15 protein-coding genes and 1 tRNA gene are annotated in these 17571 nt (G+C 65.3%); 5 read left to right on the top strand and 11 right to left on the bottom strand.

The window, feature by feature from the left end; genetic code table 11:
- Window positions 1–109: 109 nt before the first annotated feature.
- Both QCD70_RS04000 and QCD70_RS03995 read right to left on the bottom strand, forming a co-directional pair.
- Complete coding sequence (locus tag QCD70_RS04000; protein WP_301213884.1) at window positions 110–1198, bottom strand: WxL protein peptidoglycan domain-containing protein; 1089 nt, start codon at window positions 1196–1198, stop codon at window positions 110–112.
- A 105-nt stretch (window positions 1199–1303) separates the two neighbouring features.
- The gene (locus QCD70_RS03995) at window positions 1304–3277 is read right to left on the bottom strand and encodes a purple acid phosphatase family protein (RefSeq protein WP_301213883.1); all 1974 of its coding nucleotides are present in this window, start codon (window positions 3275–3277) and stop codon (window positions 1304–1306) included.
- Window positions 3278–3572: 295 nt separating this feature from the next.
- On the opposite strand from QCD70_RS03995, the gene QCD70_RS03990 reads away from it, so the two are divergent.
- Both QCD70_RS03990 and QCD70_RS03985 read left to right on the top strand, forming a co-directional pair.
- Window positions 3573–4232 (top strand): hypothetical protein, encoded by a 660-nt coding sequence (locus tag QCD70_RS03990; RefSeq protein WP_301213882.1) that lies wholly within the window; start codon window positions 3573–3575, stop codon window positions 4230–4232.
- A gap of 365 nt (window positions 4233–4597) precedes the next feature.
- Window positions 4598–5482 carry a DNA adenine methylase gene (locus QCD70_RS03985; protein WP_301213881.1) on the top strand — a complete coding sequence of 295 codons (885 nt, stop codon included), beginning with the start codon at window positions 4598–4600 and terminating at the stop codon, window positions 5480–5482.
- On the opposite strand, the gene QCD70_RS03980 is transcribed toward QCD70_RS03985, so the two are convergent.
- The 7 genes from QCD70_RS03980 to QCD70_RS03950 all read right to left on the bottom strand — a co-directional run bounded on the left by QCD70_RS03980 (window position 5420) and on the right by QCD70_RS03950 (window position 12875).
- Window positions 5420–7057: a ParB/Srx family N-terminal domain-containing protein gene (locus QCD70_RS03980; RefSeq protein ID WP_301213880.1), complete on the bottom strand. Its 1638-nt coding sequence runs from the start codon at window positions 7055–7057 to the stop codon at window positions 5420–5422. The genes QCD70_RS03985 and QCD70_RS03980 overlap by 63 nt on opposite strands.
- A 114-nt stretch (window positions 7058–7171) precedes the next feature.
- Window positions 7172–8425, bottom strand: coding sequence for a type II toxin-antitoxin system HipA family toxin (locus QCD70_RS03975; protein WP_301213879.1), 1254 nt, complete (start codon window positions 8423–8425; stop codon window positions 7172–7174).
- Window positions 8397–8744 carry a helix-turn-helix transcriptional regulator gene (locus tag QCD70_RS03970; protein WP_301213878.1) on the bottom strand — a complete coding sequence of 116 codons (348 nt, stop codon included), beginning with the start codon at window positions 8742–8744 and terminating at the stop codon, window positions 8397–8399. The genes QCD70_RS03975 and QCD70_RS03970 overlap by 29 nt, the downstream gene beginning before the upstream one ends.
- A gap of 665 nt (window positions 8745–9409) precedes the next feature.
- Window positions 9410–9481, bottom strand: a tRNA-Gln gene (locus QCD70_RS03965).
- 83 nt (window positions 9482–9564) lie between these two features.
- Window positions 9565–10554 (bottom strand): NAD(P)/FAD-dependent oxidoreductase, encoded by a 990-nt coding sequence (locus QCD70_RS03960; protein WP_301213877.1) that lies wholly within the window; start codon window positions 10552–10554, stop codon window positions 9565–9567.
- A 3-nt stretch (window positions 10555–10557) separates the two neighbouring features.
- On the bottom strand, window positions 10558–12075 hold the full coding sequence (gltX, locus tag QCD70_RS03955; RefSeq protein WP_301213876.1) for a glutamate--tRNA ligase: 1518 nt from the start codon (window positions 12073–12075) through the stop codon (window positions 10558–10560).
- 29 nt (window positions 12076–12104) lie between these two features.
- A complete protein-coding gene (locus tag QCD70_RS03950) occupies window positions 12105–12875 on the bottom strand; it encodes a fumarylacetoacetate hydrolase family protein (RefSeq protein WP_301213875.1) in 771 nt (256 codons plus the stop codon).
- Window positions 12876–12959: 84 nt separating this feature from the next.
- Here QCD70_RS03950 and QCD70_RS03945 point away from each other — a divergent pair, with 84 nt between their 5' ends.
- Window positions 12960–13196 (top strand): hypothetical protein, encoded by a 237-nt coding sequence (locus tag QCD70_RS03945; protein ID WP_301213874.1) that lies wholly within the window; start codon window positions 12960–12962, stop codon window positions 13194–13196.
- Window positions 13197–13264: 68 nt separating this feature from the next.
- On the opposite strand, the gene QCD70_RS03940 is transcribed toward QCD70_RS03945, so the two are convergent.
- Together QCD70_RS03940 and QCD70_RS03935 are read right to left on the bottom strand one after the other, a co-directional pair.
- On the bottom strand, window positions 13265–14371 hold the full coding sequence (locus tag QCD70_RS03940) for a branched-chain amino acid aminotransferase (RefSeq protein ID WP_301213873.1): 1107 nt from the start codon (window positions 14369–14371) through the stop codon (window positions 13265–13267).
- 30 nt (window positions 14372–14401) lie between these two features.
- Entirely contained in the window at window positions 14402–15472 is a 1071-nt protein-coding gene (locus tag QCD70_RS03935; protein WP_301213872.1) for a 3-isopropylmalate dehydrogenase, read from the bottom strand.
- Window positions 15473–15622: 150 nt separating this feature from the next.
- Between QCD70_RS03935 and QCD70_RS03930 the strand changes: the two genes are divergently transcribed.
- Together QCD70_RS03930 and QCD70_RS03925 are read left to right on the top strand one after the other, a co-directional pair.
- Window positions 15623–17068: a purine-cytosine permease family protein gene (locus QCD70_RS03930; RefSeq protein ID WP_301213871.1), complete on the top strand. Its 1446-nt coding sequence runs from the start codon at window positions 15623–15625 to the stop codon at window positions 17066–17068.
- Window positions 17065–17517, top strand: coding sequence for a nucleoside deaminase (locus QCD70_RS03925; protein WP_301213870.1), 453 nt, complete (start codon window positions 17065–17067; stop codon window positions 17515–17517). Before QCD70_RS03930 ends, QCD70_RS03925 begins: the two co-directional genes overlap by 4 nt.
- The last annotated feature ends 54 nt before the right edge of the window (window positions 17518–17571 follow it).

Below are 17571 nucleotides of genomic sequence, written 5' to 3'. Positions count from 1 at the left end.
ACGAACTTCGACCACGCAAAACTGCTCCCCAGAAGTTGAGACTGAATTTCTCAGTCCAACTTCCGGGGAGCGGTTCATCACGATCGGCGGGGCCCTTCTTCGCATACGGCTATTCGGCTGCCGCGCCGGCCTTCGCCCGCTCCTGCTCGAGCGCCTTGGCGACGGCCGCGTCGACCTCCGCTTCCCGCCGCTTCTCGGCCGACTTCTTCCGCGCACCCCGTGCACGGAACAGGAAGAACACGCCGACGGCCACCAGCAGCACGATCACCAGCAGTGTCCACGGGATGGCGGGTCCGCCCGCCGTGCCGGAGACATCCGCGATCGGCGAGGTGGAGCCGGAGGCATCCAGAACCAACGGCGTGACCGTCGTCGACGCGAGAAGCGCGAAGAGCGGCGCCACCCCCGGCAGCGTCACGGTCTGAGTCCACGATTCGCCGGGCAGCAATTCGGGCACCTCGTCGACGGCGGGCGCATCCGTGCCGAACATGCCGAAGGGGCCGCTGAGATGCGTGGCCGGCTGGGCCGAGATGGCCGCATTGCCGGAGTTGTGCAGGGTGTACGTCACCGTGGCGTCGCCACCCGCGAACGGGTTGAGACCGCCGCCCCAGGAGACGGCCATGTCCTCCACTGCCAGCGCCGGCGCGATCTCGCCGCCCACACGCAGATTGACCCGGATGCCGAGCCGCCGGTCGACATTGACCCCCGCGTCGGCGTCAGGCACGGTCAGAGAGGTGACAACGCCGCCCGCGTAGTCTCCGGGGGTGGCGTCGGCCGGCACGGCGACCGTGAACGGCACTGTCGCCGTCTCGCCGGCCGCGACCGTGACCGACGGGTTCTCCGTGGTGATCCAGGCACCCACGCCGTGCGACTCCTCTCCGGCGACGAGTAAAGAGAGCTGCCCGTCTCCCGACGTGGAACCGTCGGACGCGTAGACCCCCAGTTCCACGGGGTCGACTCCGTGGTTGGCGACGACGATCGAGTCGTAGATGGTGCCGCCCGGATCGATCGTGTAGCTGTAGTTGGTTCTCTCCGACCCGTATTCGTTGGAGGCGGTTCGCACCGTCCAGGTGACCGGATCGGTCTCCGCCGCCATGGCGGGTGCGACGACGGGCGCTAGAACGAGGAGTGCGGCGAGCGCCGCGATGGACAGCGCGCGGATGCGGGCCCCAGGGCGGGTGGAGACGGAGGGTAGGTTCACGGGAGACCTTCGGTGTGAGGGGCGATGCAGGGGTGAAAAGCGGGATGTCCGTGGGAGGAGGAACTCAGTCCCTCCCCCCACGGACGTGGTGGGCTCAGCTCAGCGTCAGCCGGCCAGTGCGGTGAGCGTCAAGGTGGCGCGGTAGCTGCCCTTGGCGGTGTCGACCGGGAGCTTCAGGTCGAGATTCGCTCCGAGAAGAGCCTCGCCCTTCGGGTGGTCCTGAGCGCCGGAGCCGAGGACTCTGTCGACCGACAGGCCCTTGCCGCCGTCGTCGAAGCCCGACGCCACAGACGTACCCGCGACGGCGCCCGCTCCATCGGTGACGACCTTCGGAGTCCAGCCCATGTAGCTGCCGGAGAAGGTCTTGTCGCCGTCGGTGAACTCGCCGAGCACGGCGGTCAGCGACCACGGAGACAGCGACGACCGGGTGTCGGACACCTTGATCGGGTTGATCTCGCCGGCCGCCTCGAACGCGCCGTTGTTCTCCTGCGCGGTGCCGAGGTCGACGAGGCCGTTCTGACCGTCGATCGTCCAGCCGAACTCGCCGGGAGCCGCGGCCGGGACGGCGACCTGGATGTCTTCGCCGTCGCCGTGGTACGGGTGGATGGTCACCGAGTCGATGACCGAACCGACACCGTCGACGGGTGCGTTGGCGCCCACGGTGCCGCACCAGCCCACCTTGCCGAGCTCGACCGCCGCGTTGGGCGCGTCACAGGTTCCGGCGCGAATGCCCTCGACCACGAGCGCGTCGGCCTTGACCTGCACCTTGACGTAGCTGCGCACGTGCTCCTGGTTCTCGACAGAGTCGTACCAGTAGTTGCTCGGGTTCAGCGGGTCTGCGCCATTGCCGGCACCGGAGGTGCCGCTGTTGTCGGGTGCGGTGATGTCGTAGTACTTCGAGCCGGAGGCCGAGTTCGCCGTCATGTAGATGACGCCGCCCTCACCCACGAACACGTCGTTCTGGCCGGGCTGCTCGTCGGGGTTGGCCTTCTCGCCGTTCGCGATCTCATAGCTGCGGGTGTACACGTGGTCGTGTCCCTGCAGAACGAGGTCGACGCCCAGCTTCGAGAAGGTGGTCGGGAAGTCGACACGGCGGACCTTGTTGTCGGCATCCTTCGCGTGGTCGGCGGCCGAGTAGATCGAGTGGTGGTACGTGAGGACCGTGTACTTCGCGTCGGCGCCGTGGGCGTTGACGACGTCGGTGACGTACTGCACGTGCGCCGCGTCACCGCCACCGGTGGCCGAGTTGTAGCTGTTGCTGTTCAGGTCGATGAAGAGCACATCCTTGTAGATGTACCAGTAGTCGCCGCCCGAGTCGGTCGCCGTGTTGCCGTTGCGGTAGTACGCCGCGGAGCGGTCGGTGTTGGGCGTGTAGAAGTGCTGCTCGTAGGCCTTGCCGCCCACGTCGTGGTTGCCGATCGTCGCAGCCCACGGGTGCTGGCGCAGCTGGTCGGGCGCCATGAAGGCGTCCCACTGCGACTCGGTGTTCGCGGTCTCGACCTGGTCGCCGCCCGACACGAGCAGTTCGGCGTTCGGGTTAGCAGAAAGGGCGACGTTCATGGTGTCGACCCAGCCCGCCTGATCCTTGGCCACGTTGCCCGACGATCCGATCTGCGGGTCGCCGAAGAACAGGAAGTCGAAGTCGCCCTCGAAGGACTGCGTCTTGAACGAGTACGTGGTCGACCAGTTGCCCTCGGAGCCGACGCGGTAGGAGTACTGCGTGTTCTCGGCGAGCCCGGACAGGGTGGCGTGGCGGTTGAAGCCGGTGGTCGTGGTGTTCGCTGCTCCGGATGCGGCGAACGTGGTCACCGAGGTGACGAAGTCGCCGTTGACCAGCGCAGAGCTCGGGGCGAGTTGCACGAGCTGGGCGGTGTCGGCCGTGGAGTACCAGCTGATGTTGCGCTGGGCCTCGTCGGAGCCGACGCCGAGAACGATCCCGGTGTACGAGGCGGTGTCGGCCGCATACGCGACGGTCGGGCCGGCGAGGGAGCCGCCGAGGACCAGAGCCGCGCTGACCACTGCGGCGGAGAGCCACAGGGCTGCTCGGCCGCTCGGCCGGGTGGGGACTGCCAGAAGCATGAGTCTTCCGTTCTGTTGAAAGAGGAGGTGGTGAAAGAGATGTGATGTGGATGGTGCGGGTCCACGACGTGCAGGCCCAACGGGAACTATCGAGCCTGAAGATTTCCTCTGGCTTAACGCTTGGTGTTGTGGGTCCTACCACTCAAGCAAACACCCCGAGATGGTGAGGTTGCGGCCGGATGTCACGGCCCGCAGAGTGCACAACGTTTGCCAGAAAGGGACTCGTTCGCAACCACACCGACACCGCGGTGAGGCATTCTTCAGGCGACCTGTCCCTCTTTCGCAAGGAACCTCCGTGCCGCCTCGCGCCCACCTCCTCGCCGCTGTCGTCGCGGCATCGCTCGTCTTGGGTCTCGCGGGATGCGCGAGCGCGGACTGGAACTCGCCGCTCCCGGCGACCACGCCGATCGGCACACCAGACGCCGGGTTCATGCCCGATGTCGCCCCCTCGCCCGAGGCGACCGTGAAACCGGACGCCGGGTCGTGGGCTGCTGTGCGGCCGTCACCCGGATACCGCGTGGTGCTCCTCACCTCCGGCGACGACGTCACGACACAGATGCTCACCACGGCGGTCACCGAGTGGGCACAGGCATCAGATGTCGACCTGCGCCACGTCGAGACCGGCGCCAACCCGATCGACGGAATCGTCGAGGCCATGGAGATGAATCCCGAATTGATCGTCACCGCCGGGCAGGATCTCATCGATCCGCTCTCGCTCGTGACGCCGAATCACCTCGACATGCGTTTCCTGGTGCTGGGCGCCGAACTCGCTGAGCCCACCTACAACGTCACCGCGGTCGAATGGTCGGGCGCCGGTTTCCGGGGCGAGGGACTCGGCTCGGCCACGCTCTTCGACGAGAGCTCGTTCAGCCCGGAGCGCTGCGCCGATGCCATCCGGGCCGGTGCGGCCGCGGTGCTGTCGGACGCGACCGGCATCGTGCTCTGGATCGACTGAGGGCTTAAACAAAGAAGGCCTGAATCATCGGGCCTTTACTGCTGGGGTACCTGGACTCGAACCAAGAACAAAAGATTCGAGTGCAGACGATCGCTCAACCCCCGAGTTCCGCGTGTTCTCGCGGATTTTGGATGTCTCATAGTACGTCCTGATACGCATCGGTACGGACTGTTTCTGGCACTCTAAGAGGTTCTGGCATCCACAGCGACACCAGCCGGATGACCCGTCCACCGCTGGTATCTGATCAGAACCTCGAGCTCGACCGCGCCATCGACGGGCTCGCAGCGCGTTTCGGACCCGGCAAACCCATCGTGTGGGATCGTTGTCTGAATCACGTTTAGAACTGAGCAAGAATTGAGCCCACCGTGAACCTAGTCTCCGTGGCATCCCAGCAACGCCTCGGCCTGCACACACCGCTCCGGTATCCGGGAGGCAAGACGAAGCTCGCCGGGTTTTTCGCCGATGTCATCGCTGAGTCGGGTCTGGACCACGTCACTTACGTCGAACCGTTCGCTGGCGGTGCTGGCGCAGGACTGTCACTCCTAGCCGGCGGCCTAGTCGAACTCGTCGTCATCAACGACCTCGACGTAGCGGTCAACAGTTTCTGGAACTCCGTCGTGAACGAAAACGAGACGTTCGCCCGTCTAGTGGAAACAGTGCCGCTGGATCTCGACGAGTGGGCGCGGCAGAAGGCCGTGTACCGCGCGGCGGACGACCGAGACCCGCTGGCTTTGGGCTTCGCCTTCTTCTACCTGAATCGCACAAATCGTTCCGGAGTTCTCCATGCCGGTGTCATCGGCGGCAAAGCACAAGCCGGCACGTACCGCATCGACGCCCGGTTCAATCGCGTCGAACTCGCTCGCCGCATCCGGCAGCTCGGCACTTTTTCCGATCAGATCGAGGTTCTGTTTACCGACGGACGTAAGTGCGTACAGCGGTATGCGGCGGACCCACACACCTTCCTCTACGTCGACCCTCCGTATGTTGAGGCCGGCGGTTCGCTTTACCTCAACTCCTTCGGAGAGCGAGAGCACAGTGTGCTCGCCGAGTCAATGAACGCCAATGCCGGCGGTACTTGGTTGCTCACTTACGATGACACGAAGTTGGTACGCGACCTCTATCCGGAACGCGGAGTTTACGATTTTGAGCTCCACTACAGTGCTCACCGCGTCGGCAAGGCTCGCGAGCTACTTATCGTCTCCGACGACCTGCGCAGCATTATCAGCCGGAGGGGCGACCGGGCCGCTTAGAAGGATCTTTACGAGGGGCTTCAGCTGAGCCCACATCGCGTTCACATCCTCGCGGCTGAAGATCGCTTCCGGTTCGTGGTTCGAGTTGTTCAGCGCCATTGCCGAACCGAGGTATTTTCCGCTCGTAAGCGGCTGGTTCGACTTCAAGACGCTAAGTACGTGGGTAGCGGCCTGGTTCGACCTGAAATGAGTCGCAGCTTGCAAGAGGCAGTGGCTCAGTTGAACTGGGCCCTTCGGACTCGTCACCGGCGTCCCCGCTTCGAGGAAGTAGACCTTCAGGGACACTTCAAGGAATGTCCGGATTGTGTCCACGGCCGCGTTCGGGAAAGTGTTGACCTCGAGGCGGCGAAGTTCGTCGTACCGCGCTCGGAGTCCCGGGGATGGAAGTCCAAGCGGAAGTCCATTGAAGTCCAGCCGGCGGTCATACGCAGCAGCGTTTGGCGAACGCTCGCGTTTGCCTTGAGCGCCCGACGCGCCTTCATCGTCATTCTCCTCGCGGTTGTCTTCGTCTTCGTCTTCCCCGTCGTCGTCTTCGTCTTCGTCTTCGTCTTCAGTGGGCACGCCGCCGGTTCCCGACGTGTTGCCGTCGGTCCCTGCGCTAGCTCCGCCGTCCGAGCCACCGCCGTCTCGCACGTCTCCGCCGTCTCCTCCCGTGGATTCCTCGTCGTCGTCTTCCGGCTCAAGCTTTGTGTGAACCGTCGTAGTTCCGCGCGCGATCCGCATGAGGGATTCCACGTAGAGGCTGTGTTCCGTGGAACCAACCTTTCGGTTCGCGGTACGAGTCGATAGCAATCCCGATTTGAGATCGAGAATGATCTGCACGAGCAGTCGTTTCGTTTCTTCGTCTGAGGTGGCGGAGAAGGTCGCGAATCCGTCGGGCGAGAAAGTTACGCCGGAGAGGCTCCGGAATACGGAACTGTTGTACAAGTACTCGAACGAGGTCATCTTGAAGCCGGTAGTGTTCATGAACGCGAGAGCGATTTTGTCCGAGGCGGCGGCCGCGCGGGCACGCGCCGCCATGTCGCCCATGGAGATGAACTTCGGGATCTTCGAAGCCTCGGCCGGGTACTCCGCCCGGAGATTCGCGACGGTTACCGAGCCCGAAACCTTGTCGAAGAAGAACTTGGCCTGCTGCTCGCGGGCCCACCGCTTCTTCGACGTGCGGGTGTGGAGTCTCGCGACCGCCGGCAGTCCGGCCTGACGGTCGGGCGCGACGATCACGCGCACCCGCGTGACCTCAACGTAACCGTCAATTCTCTCTTTCTCGGCTTGAATACGGGCTGTCCACCCCGCCACCTTGTTCGGATCCTTCAGGCCCTTCAACGCCGATACGCGGCGGTTTCCTTCAAGGACGACGTACTTGGAACCTTCGAGGTACACCAGCAGCGGTTCGATGTCGGTGTATCCGTCGCGGAGGATGTCTTTTGCGAGGTCGAGAACCTCTTCGTTGTCGTACAGGTACTTGAGCGTCGAGCGTTCGTCCGTCACGACACCTTGGATCCGGACATTATTCGGGTCAGGGAGCAGCCGTCCGAGCAGAAGTGTCTTGATGGGCCAACTTGCGGTGTTCGTCACTGAATTCTCCTCGTGTCCTTCGCCAAAGGTATCCGACGTCGGCGGTGGTCACTGTCCATCTACGCCCGCGCGGCACCTTCGGATTGACTCGAGGTCATTTGCCTGTTTCAGGCGCTAGTAGCCGTGGGTGGTGCCCGGGTTTAGGAACTGGCGTCCCCACAACAGGCCCTTATCGATCGAGGTAAGCCGCGCTAAGTCTGCGGCGTCATCCCATCCGTCCTGCACCGCGGAGATGACGCCGTCGATGATCGTCCGCGCCGCGGGTGCTGCGAGCCCATACTCATGGCAAACGCCGAGAAGCGAAGCGAAGTTGCTTCCGCGCTCCCCCGAGCTGCCGTAGGCGATCGCCTGCGTCGCCGTTTCCCCGCTTCGGTTCATGGGGCTGAGGTCGTATGCGGGAGTTAGGTCAATGTGCCTACCGTCCCAGAACGCAGCGTGGTTGCGCAGGTGGTCATCTGTGTTGCTTATCGCGATGTTGAACGCGATCCGTTGGAAGAGATCGCGGGCGGCAGCGGACGGCTGATTGCCGAACTGGCGGAAGACTTCGACTAAGGCTGTATAGCTTCCATACCGTGCTTCTGTTTCGTCCAGACCCAGCATCGTCAACGCGGATATGACCATCCGCCTGCGTCCCCCGCCCGGCCGGTCGAACCGCCTGGTGAGCAGCACGTCGCGATCAAGTGACCTCATGACCTTGGAATCGGGGACGTCAATACCGGCTCGGCGCGCCAACTCGATGCTCGCCGCTTCCGCGCCCACCACCGAGTACAAATCTGAAGACGTGGAGAATTTGGCAATCCACTGCTGGTCACCGTCGTCGATCAGGGCTTTGGGCCGGGCGCCACCGATGGTCGATCCGCCGAGAAGCGCATCGGAAAGCCCGATCGGGAGCAGTTCACCGGCTTCTACGAGCAGCGCGGCTTCATGGAGGTCGTCCAATGAGGCAGCTTCGTTGCGGGGCACGTACTCGACAGGACTGGCTTGGAAGTCGATGGCTCCGAATCGGTTGGAGCCCGAGTTGAGGAGGTAGGTCAGTTCGTCCAGCTGCGCGACGTCGGCGTCCATGCCCCGGGTTCCAGTAAGCCGGTTAAGGATGACCCGTCGACCCCAACCGTCCGGGGCGCCGTCGCGAAGGACGCCGGGCATACCGAGGTCACCGGTGGGCTCGAACCATTCGTCGCGGAGCGGCAGCAGAGGGCCGTAGAGGCTGACCGCCCCGCGACGATCGAGGTAGCGTTCGCCGTAGTGGAACGAAAGTCCGGTGCCATCTCGGCGGAGCAGCAGTCCGACCGGCGTTGGCTCTGATGCGTCCGGTAGCCACGCCCAGACGTAGACGCGGTCAGAAATCGAGGCTGACGTCTGCGTCACGGCTAGTCCGGTGGTACACGCGTGAGGGTAGGAGCGCTAACTTGTCGTCCCGGATGCGGCGTTCGTTCGCGAGCCCCTCCGCTTTGGTCTCCCCGAACAGCGGAAGCCCGACTGTCGCCGCGATGTTCAGTGCGTTTCCCATTGATACCGTCGCTGAACCGTTTTCGACCTCTGCCACAGTTCGAGCCGAGACCCCGGCGCGCTGAGCGAGTTCGGCCGCAGTCCAGTTCCGTTCATGCCGCGAGAGGCGGACCTGCTGACCGAGGACACGGGCCGCATCAGCGGCGGCAGGCCTCATCGCAATTTTCTGGCGTCCCATGAATTCCTCCGTACTTTGATAATAGCTACATAATACTCCGAAAGTATTGCAAATATACAACTCAGTGCGCTGCCAATTGCAGTGTTCACGATCAAGCTATCCAATGCGAAAGGTTGGCCCGTCGCGGCTGTCAGTTGTCGCCGGCAGACCGACGGCGTCTGCTCAACGAGCACCCCAAGACTCCTCAACCATCTGAAAACGTGCGTTGTTGTCTGATCCGCGACCACGACGGGCGGGGGACCAATCGAGCCCCGGAGCGCCCAGCAGGCGACGCCTCCCGATCCATAGGGATAGCGAGAGCCCCCCTTAGAACGAATGTGCGCGAGACAACACGGCAAACGCCCTGTGCCGCGCATATGACTCATGAGTGGAAGGAACCCCATGAAGTCAGCCACCGTCAGCGGACCGATTCGCTTCCTCGACGCCGGTGCCGCGGCAGTGTTGCTCGGCATCAGCAGTGGTATTTTGTGCAACCTCTCAACGAGAAGTCGGACTCGAACCAAGATCGTTGTCGATTACATCTTCGACGTGAAGGGCCGTCGATACGACTCTGTACGAACCGCAAGATATCGCGACGTTCACTCGCGAAAGGGATAAAAGTGCGACTTTCAAGCATGAAAATGCTTAGAAAGAAGGAAAAACCCGGCTTGACCGGGCTTCTACTGCTGGGGTACCTGGACTCGAACCAAGAACAAAAGAATCAGAATCTTCCGTGTTGCCAATTACACCATACCCCACTGCATCAGAACCGAAGCCCTGACCGAGAGTCAACACTAGCCTACGCGGGGGCTGCACTCAAACCGAGCGAGCCCACCACGCCCTACAGCGAGCCGATCAGGTAGCGGTTGATCACGGCCGCCGCGCGCGCGCCCTCGCCCGCCGCCACGATCAGCTGGTGCGGCCCGGGAGGAACCACGTCGCCTGCCGCGTAGATGCCCGCCACCGGGGTGCGCCCGTCGGCGTCGGCCTCGATCCAGCCGTCGGCCGTCTCGGGGATCTCGAGCGACGCCGCGTACTCCAGCTTCGTCTCCCACAAAGGGCGAACGAAACCGCCTGTGCGCGGGATCACCTCGCCGTCGACCAGCTGCACGCCCGTGAGGCCCGACCGGTCGCCCACGACATCGGCGATGGCTCGCCGCTCGACCCGGATGCCGCGCGCGGCAAGCGACGCCTCGTCAGCCTCCGAGACGGTTCCGACTCCGTTCGTGAACACGATCAGGTCGCTCGACCACTGCGAGATCAACAGTGCCCGCTCCGCGAGGTCGTCGCTCTCGCCGATCAGCGCGAGCGGCTCGTCGCTCTTCTCGAAGCCGTCGCACTCGACGCAGCTGTGCAGGCTCGAGCCGTAGTACGCGCGAACGCTCGGCAGTGCGGGCAGGGTCTCGCTGAGACCCGACGCGATGAGAACGGCGGATGCGGTCACGTCGACCGCTCCCCCACCACGGATCGCCGTGGCCTGCACCCGATACTCGGGCCGGCCTCTCAGCTGCTCCGCCGGGGTGCCCGCCGCATCCGACACCGAGACGCTCGTGACGAGGGCCTGCTGGAAGGATGCCATCGGGTAGGCCTCGAACTCGGCCCGGCCGGCCTTGCGCAGCTCGAGCGGCGAGACGCCGTCGCGCGTGATGAATCCGTGGCTCTTCAGAGTGGCGGAGTGCCGAGGCCGATTGCTGTCGATGAGAAGCACGCGTCGGCGCGCCCTCACGAGGTTGAGCCCGGCCGACATGCCCGCGGGGCCCGCGCCGATGATCACGCAGTCGACGTGTCCTCCGACGGGCGCGGCGGCCTGGGGCCTCGAGATCTCGATCACGGCCTAGCCCAGCTTGCTCGAGAGACGATCGATGCGCGCGATGGACTCGGTCTTGCCGAGCAGCTCGAACGACTCGAACAGTGGCGGCGACACCTTGCGCCCCGAGGCGGCGACGCGCAACGGGCCGTAGGCGATGCGCGGCTTGAGGCCGAGACCGTCGATGAGCACAGCCTGCAGCGCGGCCTGGATCTCGGCCGCGTTCCAGTTGCTCTCTTCGACCAGTTCGAGGGCGTTCATCGACGCGCTGAGCACGAGCCCGGTGTTCTCGGGAAGCCCGGCCAGGGCATCCGGCTGATACTCGAGGTTCGCACCCTGCACGAACAGGAACCCGAGCATGGCCGGGGCGTCGCCGAGCAGCGCCATGCGCTCCTGCACGAGCGGCGCGGCCTTCAGCAGCAGCTGCTCCTCGTAGTCGTTGAGGGGCTCGTTCACGATGCCGTCACGCACGAGATAGGGAATCGTGCGGGCCGCGAAGTCGACCGGGTTGAGCAGCCGGATGTGGTCGCCGTTGATCGACTCGGCCTTCTTCAGGTCGAAGCGCGCCGGGTTGGGATTGACGTCTGTCACGTCGAACGCCGCGACCATCTCGTCGATGGAGAACACGTCGCGATCGTGGGTGAGCGACCAGCCCAGCAGGGCGAGGTAGTTCACGAGGCCCTCGGGAATGAAGCCGCGGTCGCGGTGGTGGAAGAGGTTGGACTCAGGGTCGCGCTTCGACAGTTTCTTGTTGCCGTCGCCCATGACGTAGGGAAGGTGGCCGAACTGCGGCACCCACTCGGCCACTCCGATGTCGATGAGCGCGTGGTACAGCGCGATCTGCCGGGGCGTCGACGAGAGCAGGTCCTCTCCGCGCAGCACGTGCGTGATGTGCATGAGCGCGTCGTCGACCGGGTTGACCAGCGTGTAGAGCGGGGCACCGTTGGGGCGCACGACCACGAAGTCGGTGAACGACCCCTCGGGGAACGTGATGTCGCCGCGCACCAGGTCGGTGAAGCTCAGCTCGGTGTCGGGAACGCGCAGGCGGAGCGCCGGCTGGCGTCCCTCTGCCTTGAACGCCTCGCGCTGCTCGTCGGTGAGCGTGCGGTCGAAGTTGTCGTAGCCGAGCTGCTTGGCACGGCCGGCCGCCTCGTTGCGGGCGTCGATCTCCTCGGCCGTGGAGTAGCTCTCGTAGAGGTGGCCCGAGGCCTTGAGCTTCTCGATGACCTCGAGGTAGATGTCGGTGCGCTCCGACTGGCGGTAGGGCGCATCGGGGCCTCCGACGTCGATTCCCTCGTCCCAGTCGAGGCGCAGCCAGCGCAGCGCGTCGAGCAGCTGGCCGTAGCTCTCCTCCGAGTCGCGCGCCGCGTCGGTGTCTTCGATGCGGAACACGAGCTTGCCGCCCGTGTGCCTGGCGTACGCCCAGTTGAACAGGGCGGTGCGGATCAGGCCGACGTGGGGCGTACCGGTGGGCGACGGGCAGAACCGAACGCGAACGTCGGCGCCGGTCGCAGTGGACACGGGGTGCAGGGAGGTATCAGACATACGCCTGCAATCCTACCGATCAGCGGCGGCTAGCGGTTCTTGGCCGGGTTGCTCAGCAGGCCGAGTCCTTCGATCGAGACCTCGACCTTCTGTCCGTCGACGAACGGGCCGACTCCGGCGGGCGTACCCGTGAGGATCACGTCGCCCGGCAGCAGCGTCCACACGCTCGACGCGAAGGCGATGATCTCGGGAATCGAGTGGATCATCTGGCTGGTGTTGCCGCTCTGGCGCAGCTCGCCGTCGACGCGCACCTCGATGGCCGCATTCGAGAAGTCGAACTCGGTCTCGATGACCGGGCCGAGCGGGCAGAACGTGTCGTAGCCCTTGGCCCGGGCCCACTGGCCGTCGGCCTTCTGGATGTCGCGCGCGGTCACGTCGTTCGCGATCGTGTAGCCGAAGACCACGTCGGCGTAGTCCTCCTTCTTCACGTCGCGGGCGATGCTGCCGATCACGATGGCGAGCTCGCCCTCGTGCTCGACCTGCGAGCTCTCGCGCGGCAACTGGATGGCGTCGCCCGGCCCGATCACAGAGGTGTTGGGCTTCAGAAAGATCAGCGGGGTGGTGGGAGCCTCGCCGCCCATCTCTGCGGCGTGGTCGGCGTAGTTCTTGCCCACGGCCACGACCTTGGAGCGCGGGATGACCGGCGCGAGCAGCTTGACCGTGGCGTCGAGCGGAACCCGCTCCTCGGTCGTCTCGTAGCCGACGAACATGGGGTCGCCCACGAGCACGACGATCTCCGTCTCATCGACGATTCCGAATCGGGGCTCTCCCCCGCTGACCGTAAAGCGCGCAATTTTCACGCTTCCGAGCCTAGTGCGAACGCTACGCTATCGAGGGGCGAGCATCCCCTCGCCCGTCAGCAGCAAGCCTCGAGGAGCACACCCATGTCCGACTATTCCTTCGGCGGAGCAGCCGACATCGACCGCGCCATCGGATTCCTCGTGAGCCTCGACAACGAGCAGCGCAACGCACTCGCCGTGCTCGAGATCGATCAGGCCATCGACGAGCTGCAGGCCGAGTACGTGAAAGTACAGGCAGACCCGAGTCACGTTCCGAGCAACGAGTTCATCGCGGCGCTCAGCGGCTACCTCGAGATGGCCGACGACCGCGAGCGCCAGTAGCGGTAGCTCCGCCCTTCGACAAGCTCAGGCAACGGCGGCCCTTCGACGAGCTCAGGGAACGGGCGCGACTACGCGTCGAGGCGGGTCAGCCAGCCGTGCACGTCGGGGATGCGCCCGTACTGGATGTCGGTCAGCTCCTTGCGCAGCGACATCGTGAGCTCGCCGGCCGGAGCATCCGGATCGCCGATCACGAAGTCGGCGCCCTTCAGCGCCGCGATCGGCGTGACCACGGCTGCGGTGCCGCACGCGAACACCTCGACCACGTCACCGGATGCGACGCCGTCGCGCCACTCGTCGAGCGTGACCCTGCGGTGCTCCACGTTGTGACCGCGGGCCTTGGCCAGCTCGATGATGCTGTCGCGGGTGACGCCGTCGAGGATCGACGACGACTCCGGCGTGACGAGCGTGCCGTCTTTCTTGACGAGGAACACGTTCATGCCGCCGAGCTCCTCGAGGTACTTTCCCTCTGACGAGTCGAGGAACAGCACCTGGGCGCAGCCGTGCTCGTACGCCTCCTCCTGGGGCAGCAGCGACGAAGCGTAGTTGCCGCCCGTCTTCGCCGCTCCCGTGCCGCCGCGACCGGCGCGCGCGTAGTCGGTCGACAGCCAGATCGACACCGGCGTCACTCCCCCGGGGAAGTACGCCCCGGCGGGGCTCGCGATCACGTAGTAGCCCACCTTCTGCGCGCTGCGCACGCCGAGGAAGCTCTCGTTGGCGAACATGAACGGCCGGATGTAGAGGCTCGTCTCGCCGCCCTCGGGAACCCACGCGCCGTCGGCCGCGATCAGCTGCTTCAGCGACTCGACGAAGTCCTCGGTCGACAGTTCGGGCAGCGCGAGCCGACGGGCCGAGCGCTGCAGGCGCTCGGCGTTCTTCTCTGGCCGGAAGGTCCAGATCGAGCCGTCGGCGTGACGGTAGGCCTTGAGCCCCTCGAAGATCTCCTGCGCATAGTGCAGAACGGATGCCGCGGGGTCGAGCAGCAGCGGACCGTACGGCACGACGGCGGCGTTGTGCCATCCGTCGGCGAGGGTCCAGTCGATCTGCACCATGTGGTCGGTGAAGTGCTTGCCGAAGCCAGGGTCGGCGAGGATCGCCTCGCGCTCGACCTCGGCGCGCACCGCCTCGGACGGGGTGAGGGTGAACGTGAGCGGGAAGGTGGTGTCGAGATCGGTCATTGCGAATTCCTTAGTCGAAAAGGTTCGGTGTCAGCGGGCGAGCGATGCGGCGACCGCGTCGCGGATGGCGTCGCCCACCGCGCTCGTCGTGCGCGGGTGGTCTGCCTGCCGGGTCGCGATGTCGGCCGTCACGGCGTCGCGAACCGTGCCCGCGGCATCCGGAACCCCGAGATGATCGAGGAGCAGTGCCACAGACAGGATCGCGGCCGTGGGGTCGGCGATCTGCTTGCCTGCGATGTCGGGCGCGGATCCGTGGACCGGCTCGAACATGCTGGGGAAGGCTCCGTCGGGGTTGATGTTGCCCGAGGCCGCCAGGCCGATTCCGCCGCTGATTGCGCCGGCCAGATCGGTGAGGATGTCGCCGAAGAGGTTGTCTGTGACGATGACGTCAAATCTAGCAGGATCGGTGACCAGGAAGATCGTGGCGGCGTCGACGTGCAGGTAGTCGACGGCGACATCCGGATATTCGGCCCCGACGGTGTCGACCAGCCGACGCCAGATTCCGCCGGCGAAGGTGAGCACGTTGGTCTTGTGCACCAGGGTGAGCTTCTTGGCCGGGCGCGACTGCGCCAGTTCGAAGGCGAAGCGAACGACGCGCTCGACGCCGAATGCCGTGTTGATCGACACCTCGTTGGCGATCTCCTGCGGCGTTCCCACCCGGATGGCGCCGCCGTTGCCCACGTAGGGACCCTCGGTTCCCTCGCGCACGACCACGAAGTCGACGTCGCCGGGGTTCGACAGCGGGCTGGCGACACCGGGGTAGATCGTGGTGGGGCGCAGGTTCACGTAGTGGTCGAGCGTGAAGCGCAGTTTCAGCAGCAGCCCGCGCTCGATGTTGGCGTTCGTGAGGCGCGGGTCGCCGGGCACTCCCCCGACGGCGCCGAGAAGAATCGCGTCGTGCGACGAGATGGATGCGAGGTCGTCGTCGGTCAGCACGTCGCCGGTTTCGAGAAAACGGGTCGCCCCCAGCGAGAACTCCGTCTTCTCGACGGTGAGGCCCGCGGAGGGGGCCACGGCGTCGAGCACCTTGACGGCCTCGGCGACGACCTCGGGGCCGATGCCGTCTCCGGGAATGACGGCGAGTCTGATGGTGCGCGACATGGTGCTCCTGCGTGGGATCGGTGCGGAAACGATACGTGCAAGATTACTTGCACGCACAGAGGACCTTGCTTCGTTTCAATCGTGTAAATGACCTGTAACGCGTTGTCGAATCGCAGGCTGCCGCGAGTTCGGCGGTCCTAGGCTCCGAGCATGACAGTGATCGATCCCGTAAAAACGCAACTCGTCGAGCCCGGGGGCATCGAGCCCATTCCGTCGAACAGACGACACGGTTCGCCGTGGCAGCTGTTCGCCACCTGGACCTCGCCGAACCTCGAGTTCGCCACGATCTTCGTGGGCGTGATCGCTGTTCTCTACTTCGGGCTGAGCTTCTGGCAGGCCGTGGCGGCCGTGCTGCTGGGAAACTTCCTGGGCAGCCTGAGCCAGGGCTTCCTGTCGACGTGGGGACCTCGCGAGGGTCTCGCCCAGATGCTTCTGGGGCGCACGGCCTTCGGGTTCTGGGGCAACATCGTGCCCGCCGGTCTCAACACGGCCATGGCCGGACTCGGCTGGTTCGCCGTCAACTCCATCAGCGGGGCCTTCGCCCTGGCCACGCTCACCGGCCTGAGCCCTGTTCTCACCCTGATCATCGTGGTGGTGGTCGAGGTGACCGTGGCCTTCGTCGGCCACGACATCGTGCAGCTCTTCGAGCGATACGCCATGTTCGTGCTGGGCGCGATCTTCCTCATCGCCGGCATCTTCATTCTGGCCAACGCCGACACCGCGGCACCGGCCGCCGGTGACGGCACGGACGGCTTCGGCGGCTTCGCCGGCTTCATGCTCGCGGCCGGCGCCGCGTTCGGCTACACGGCCGGCTGGAATCCCTACGCGGCGGACTACACCCGCTACCTGCCCGCCGAGACGAACCGCAAGACCATCGCCGTCGCATCCGGTCTCGGCAATTTCGTGTCGACCAGCTTTCTCATGATCGTGGGCGCGGCGTCGGCCACCATCGTGCACAGCGGCCTGGCCGACGACGCCAGCCCCACCGATTCGTTCACCGCGGGCATGCCGGGTTGGATCTCGGCGATCACGCTGCTCGCCATCGCCGTGGGCGCCATCTCGGCGAACGCGCTGAACATCTACTCCGGGTCGATGTCGTTCCTCGCGATCGGAATCAAGATCCCCTTCGAGCGCCGTCGGGCCATCGTGGCGCTCGGTTTCGGTGTGCTCGGCTTCGTGATCGCGCTGCTCGCCCTGCCCGACGCCGGAGCGAGCTACGAGAACTTCCTGCTCGTGATCGCCTACTGGATCGCTCCCTGGCTCGGCATCGTTCTCGCCGACCGCTGGCTGCGTCGCGGCACCGCCGTGCTGGCGCTCGTCGTCGACGAGAAGAACAAGTACCGCAACCCCGCCGGCATCGTCGCGTTCGTCGTCGCGGCGGTGGTCTCGATCGGACTCTTCTCCAACCAGGCCGTCTACGTCGGGCTCCTCGTGCGGGTCGCGCCCGAGATCGGCGACCTCACAGCGCTGGTCGGCTTCGTTCTCGCCGCGCTGCTGTACGTCGTCGTCTTCCGCATCGTCCGGCCTGTGCTCGGCCCTCCCCTGTCGGCCGAGACGACCACGATGCCGTCCGAGCGGGCGGAGGCCTCCGCGTGATCTACGAGACCGACGCAGACAAGCTGTCCGTCGCCCGGGCCGAGGCCGAGAAGGGAGCCGCGGAAGGCGGCATCCCGATCGGCGCCGCCCTGTTCACCAGTGCCGGGGTCCTCCTCGGCAGCGGCCACAACCGCCGTGTGCAAGACGGCGACGCGGCGATGCACGCGGAGACCAATGCGTTTCATAACGCCGGGCGCCAGCGCAGCTACCGCGACACGGTGATGGTCACCACACTCTCGCCGTGCTGGTACTGCTCAGGTCTCGTACGCCAGTTCGGCATCGGTCGCGTCGTGGTCGGCGACGACAAGAACTTTCTGGGCGGTCAGGACTGGATCGCGGAACACGGCTGCGACGTGACCGTGGTCAACGACCCCGGGCTGATCGCCATGATGGCCGACTTCATCGAAGCAAACCCGGCCCTGTGGAACGAGGATATCGGCGAGGAGTAGCCCGAGCGTGCGGCGGCCTCGCTGTTCGGGCCGACGCCTTTCTGTAGGATCGCA

Source organism: Agreia sp. PsM10 (assembly GCF_030433855.1).
GTDB lineage: Bacteria > Actinomycetota > Actinomycetes > Actinomycetales > Microbacteriaceae > Agreia.
Note: the sequence above shows the minus strand (reverse complement) of the source record. Positions and strands in the feature narration are given on the sequence as shown.

Bases quoted from the DNA above. Each gene is read 5' to 3' on its own strand.
- QCD70_RS03995 (WP_301213883.1), bottom strand. From the start codon at position 3,277: ATGCTTCTGGCAGTCCCCACCCGGCCGAGCGGCCGAGCAGCCCTGTGG.
- QCD70_RS03970 (WP_301213878.1), bottom strand. From the start codon at position 8,744: ATGGGACGCCAGAAAATTGCGATGAGGCCTGCCGCCGCTGATGCGGCC.
- gltX (WP_301213876.1), bottom strand. From the start codon at position 12,075: ATGTCTGATACCTCCCTGCACCCCGTGTCCACTGCGACCGGCGCCGAC.
- QCD70_RS03945 (WP_301213874.1), top strand. From the start codon at position 12,960: ATGTCCGACTATTCCTTCGGCGGAGCAGCCGACATCGACCGCGCCATC.
- QCD70_RS03940 (WP_301213873.1), bottom strand. From the start codon at position 14,371: ATGACCGATCTCGACACCACCTTCCCGCTCACGTTCACCCTCACCCCG.
- QCD70_RS03935 (WP_301213872.1), bottom strand. From the start codon at position 15,472: ATGTCGCGCACCATCAGACTCGCCGTCATTCCCGGAGACGGCATCGGC.
- QCD70_RS03930 (WP_301213871.1), top strand. From the start codon at position 15,623: ATGACAGTGATCGATCCCGTAAAAACGCAACTCGTCGAGCCCGGGGGC.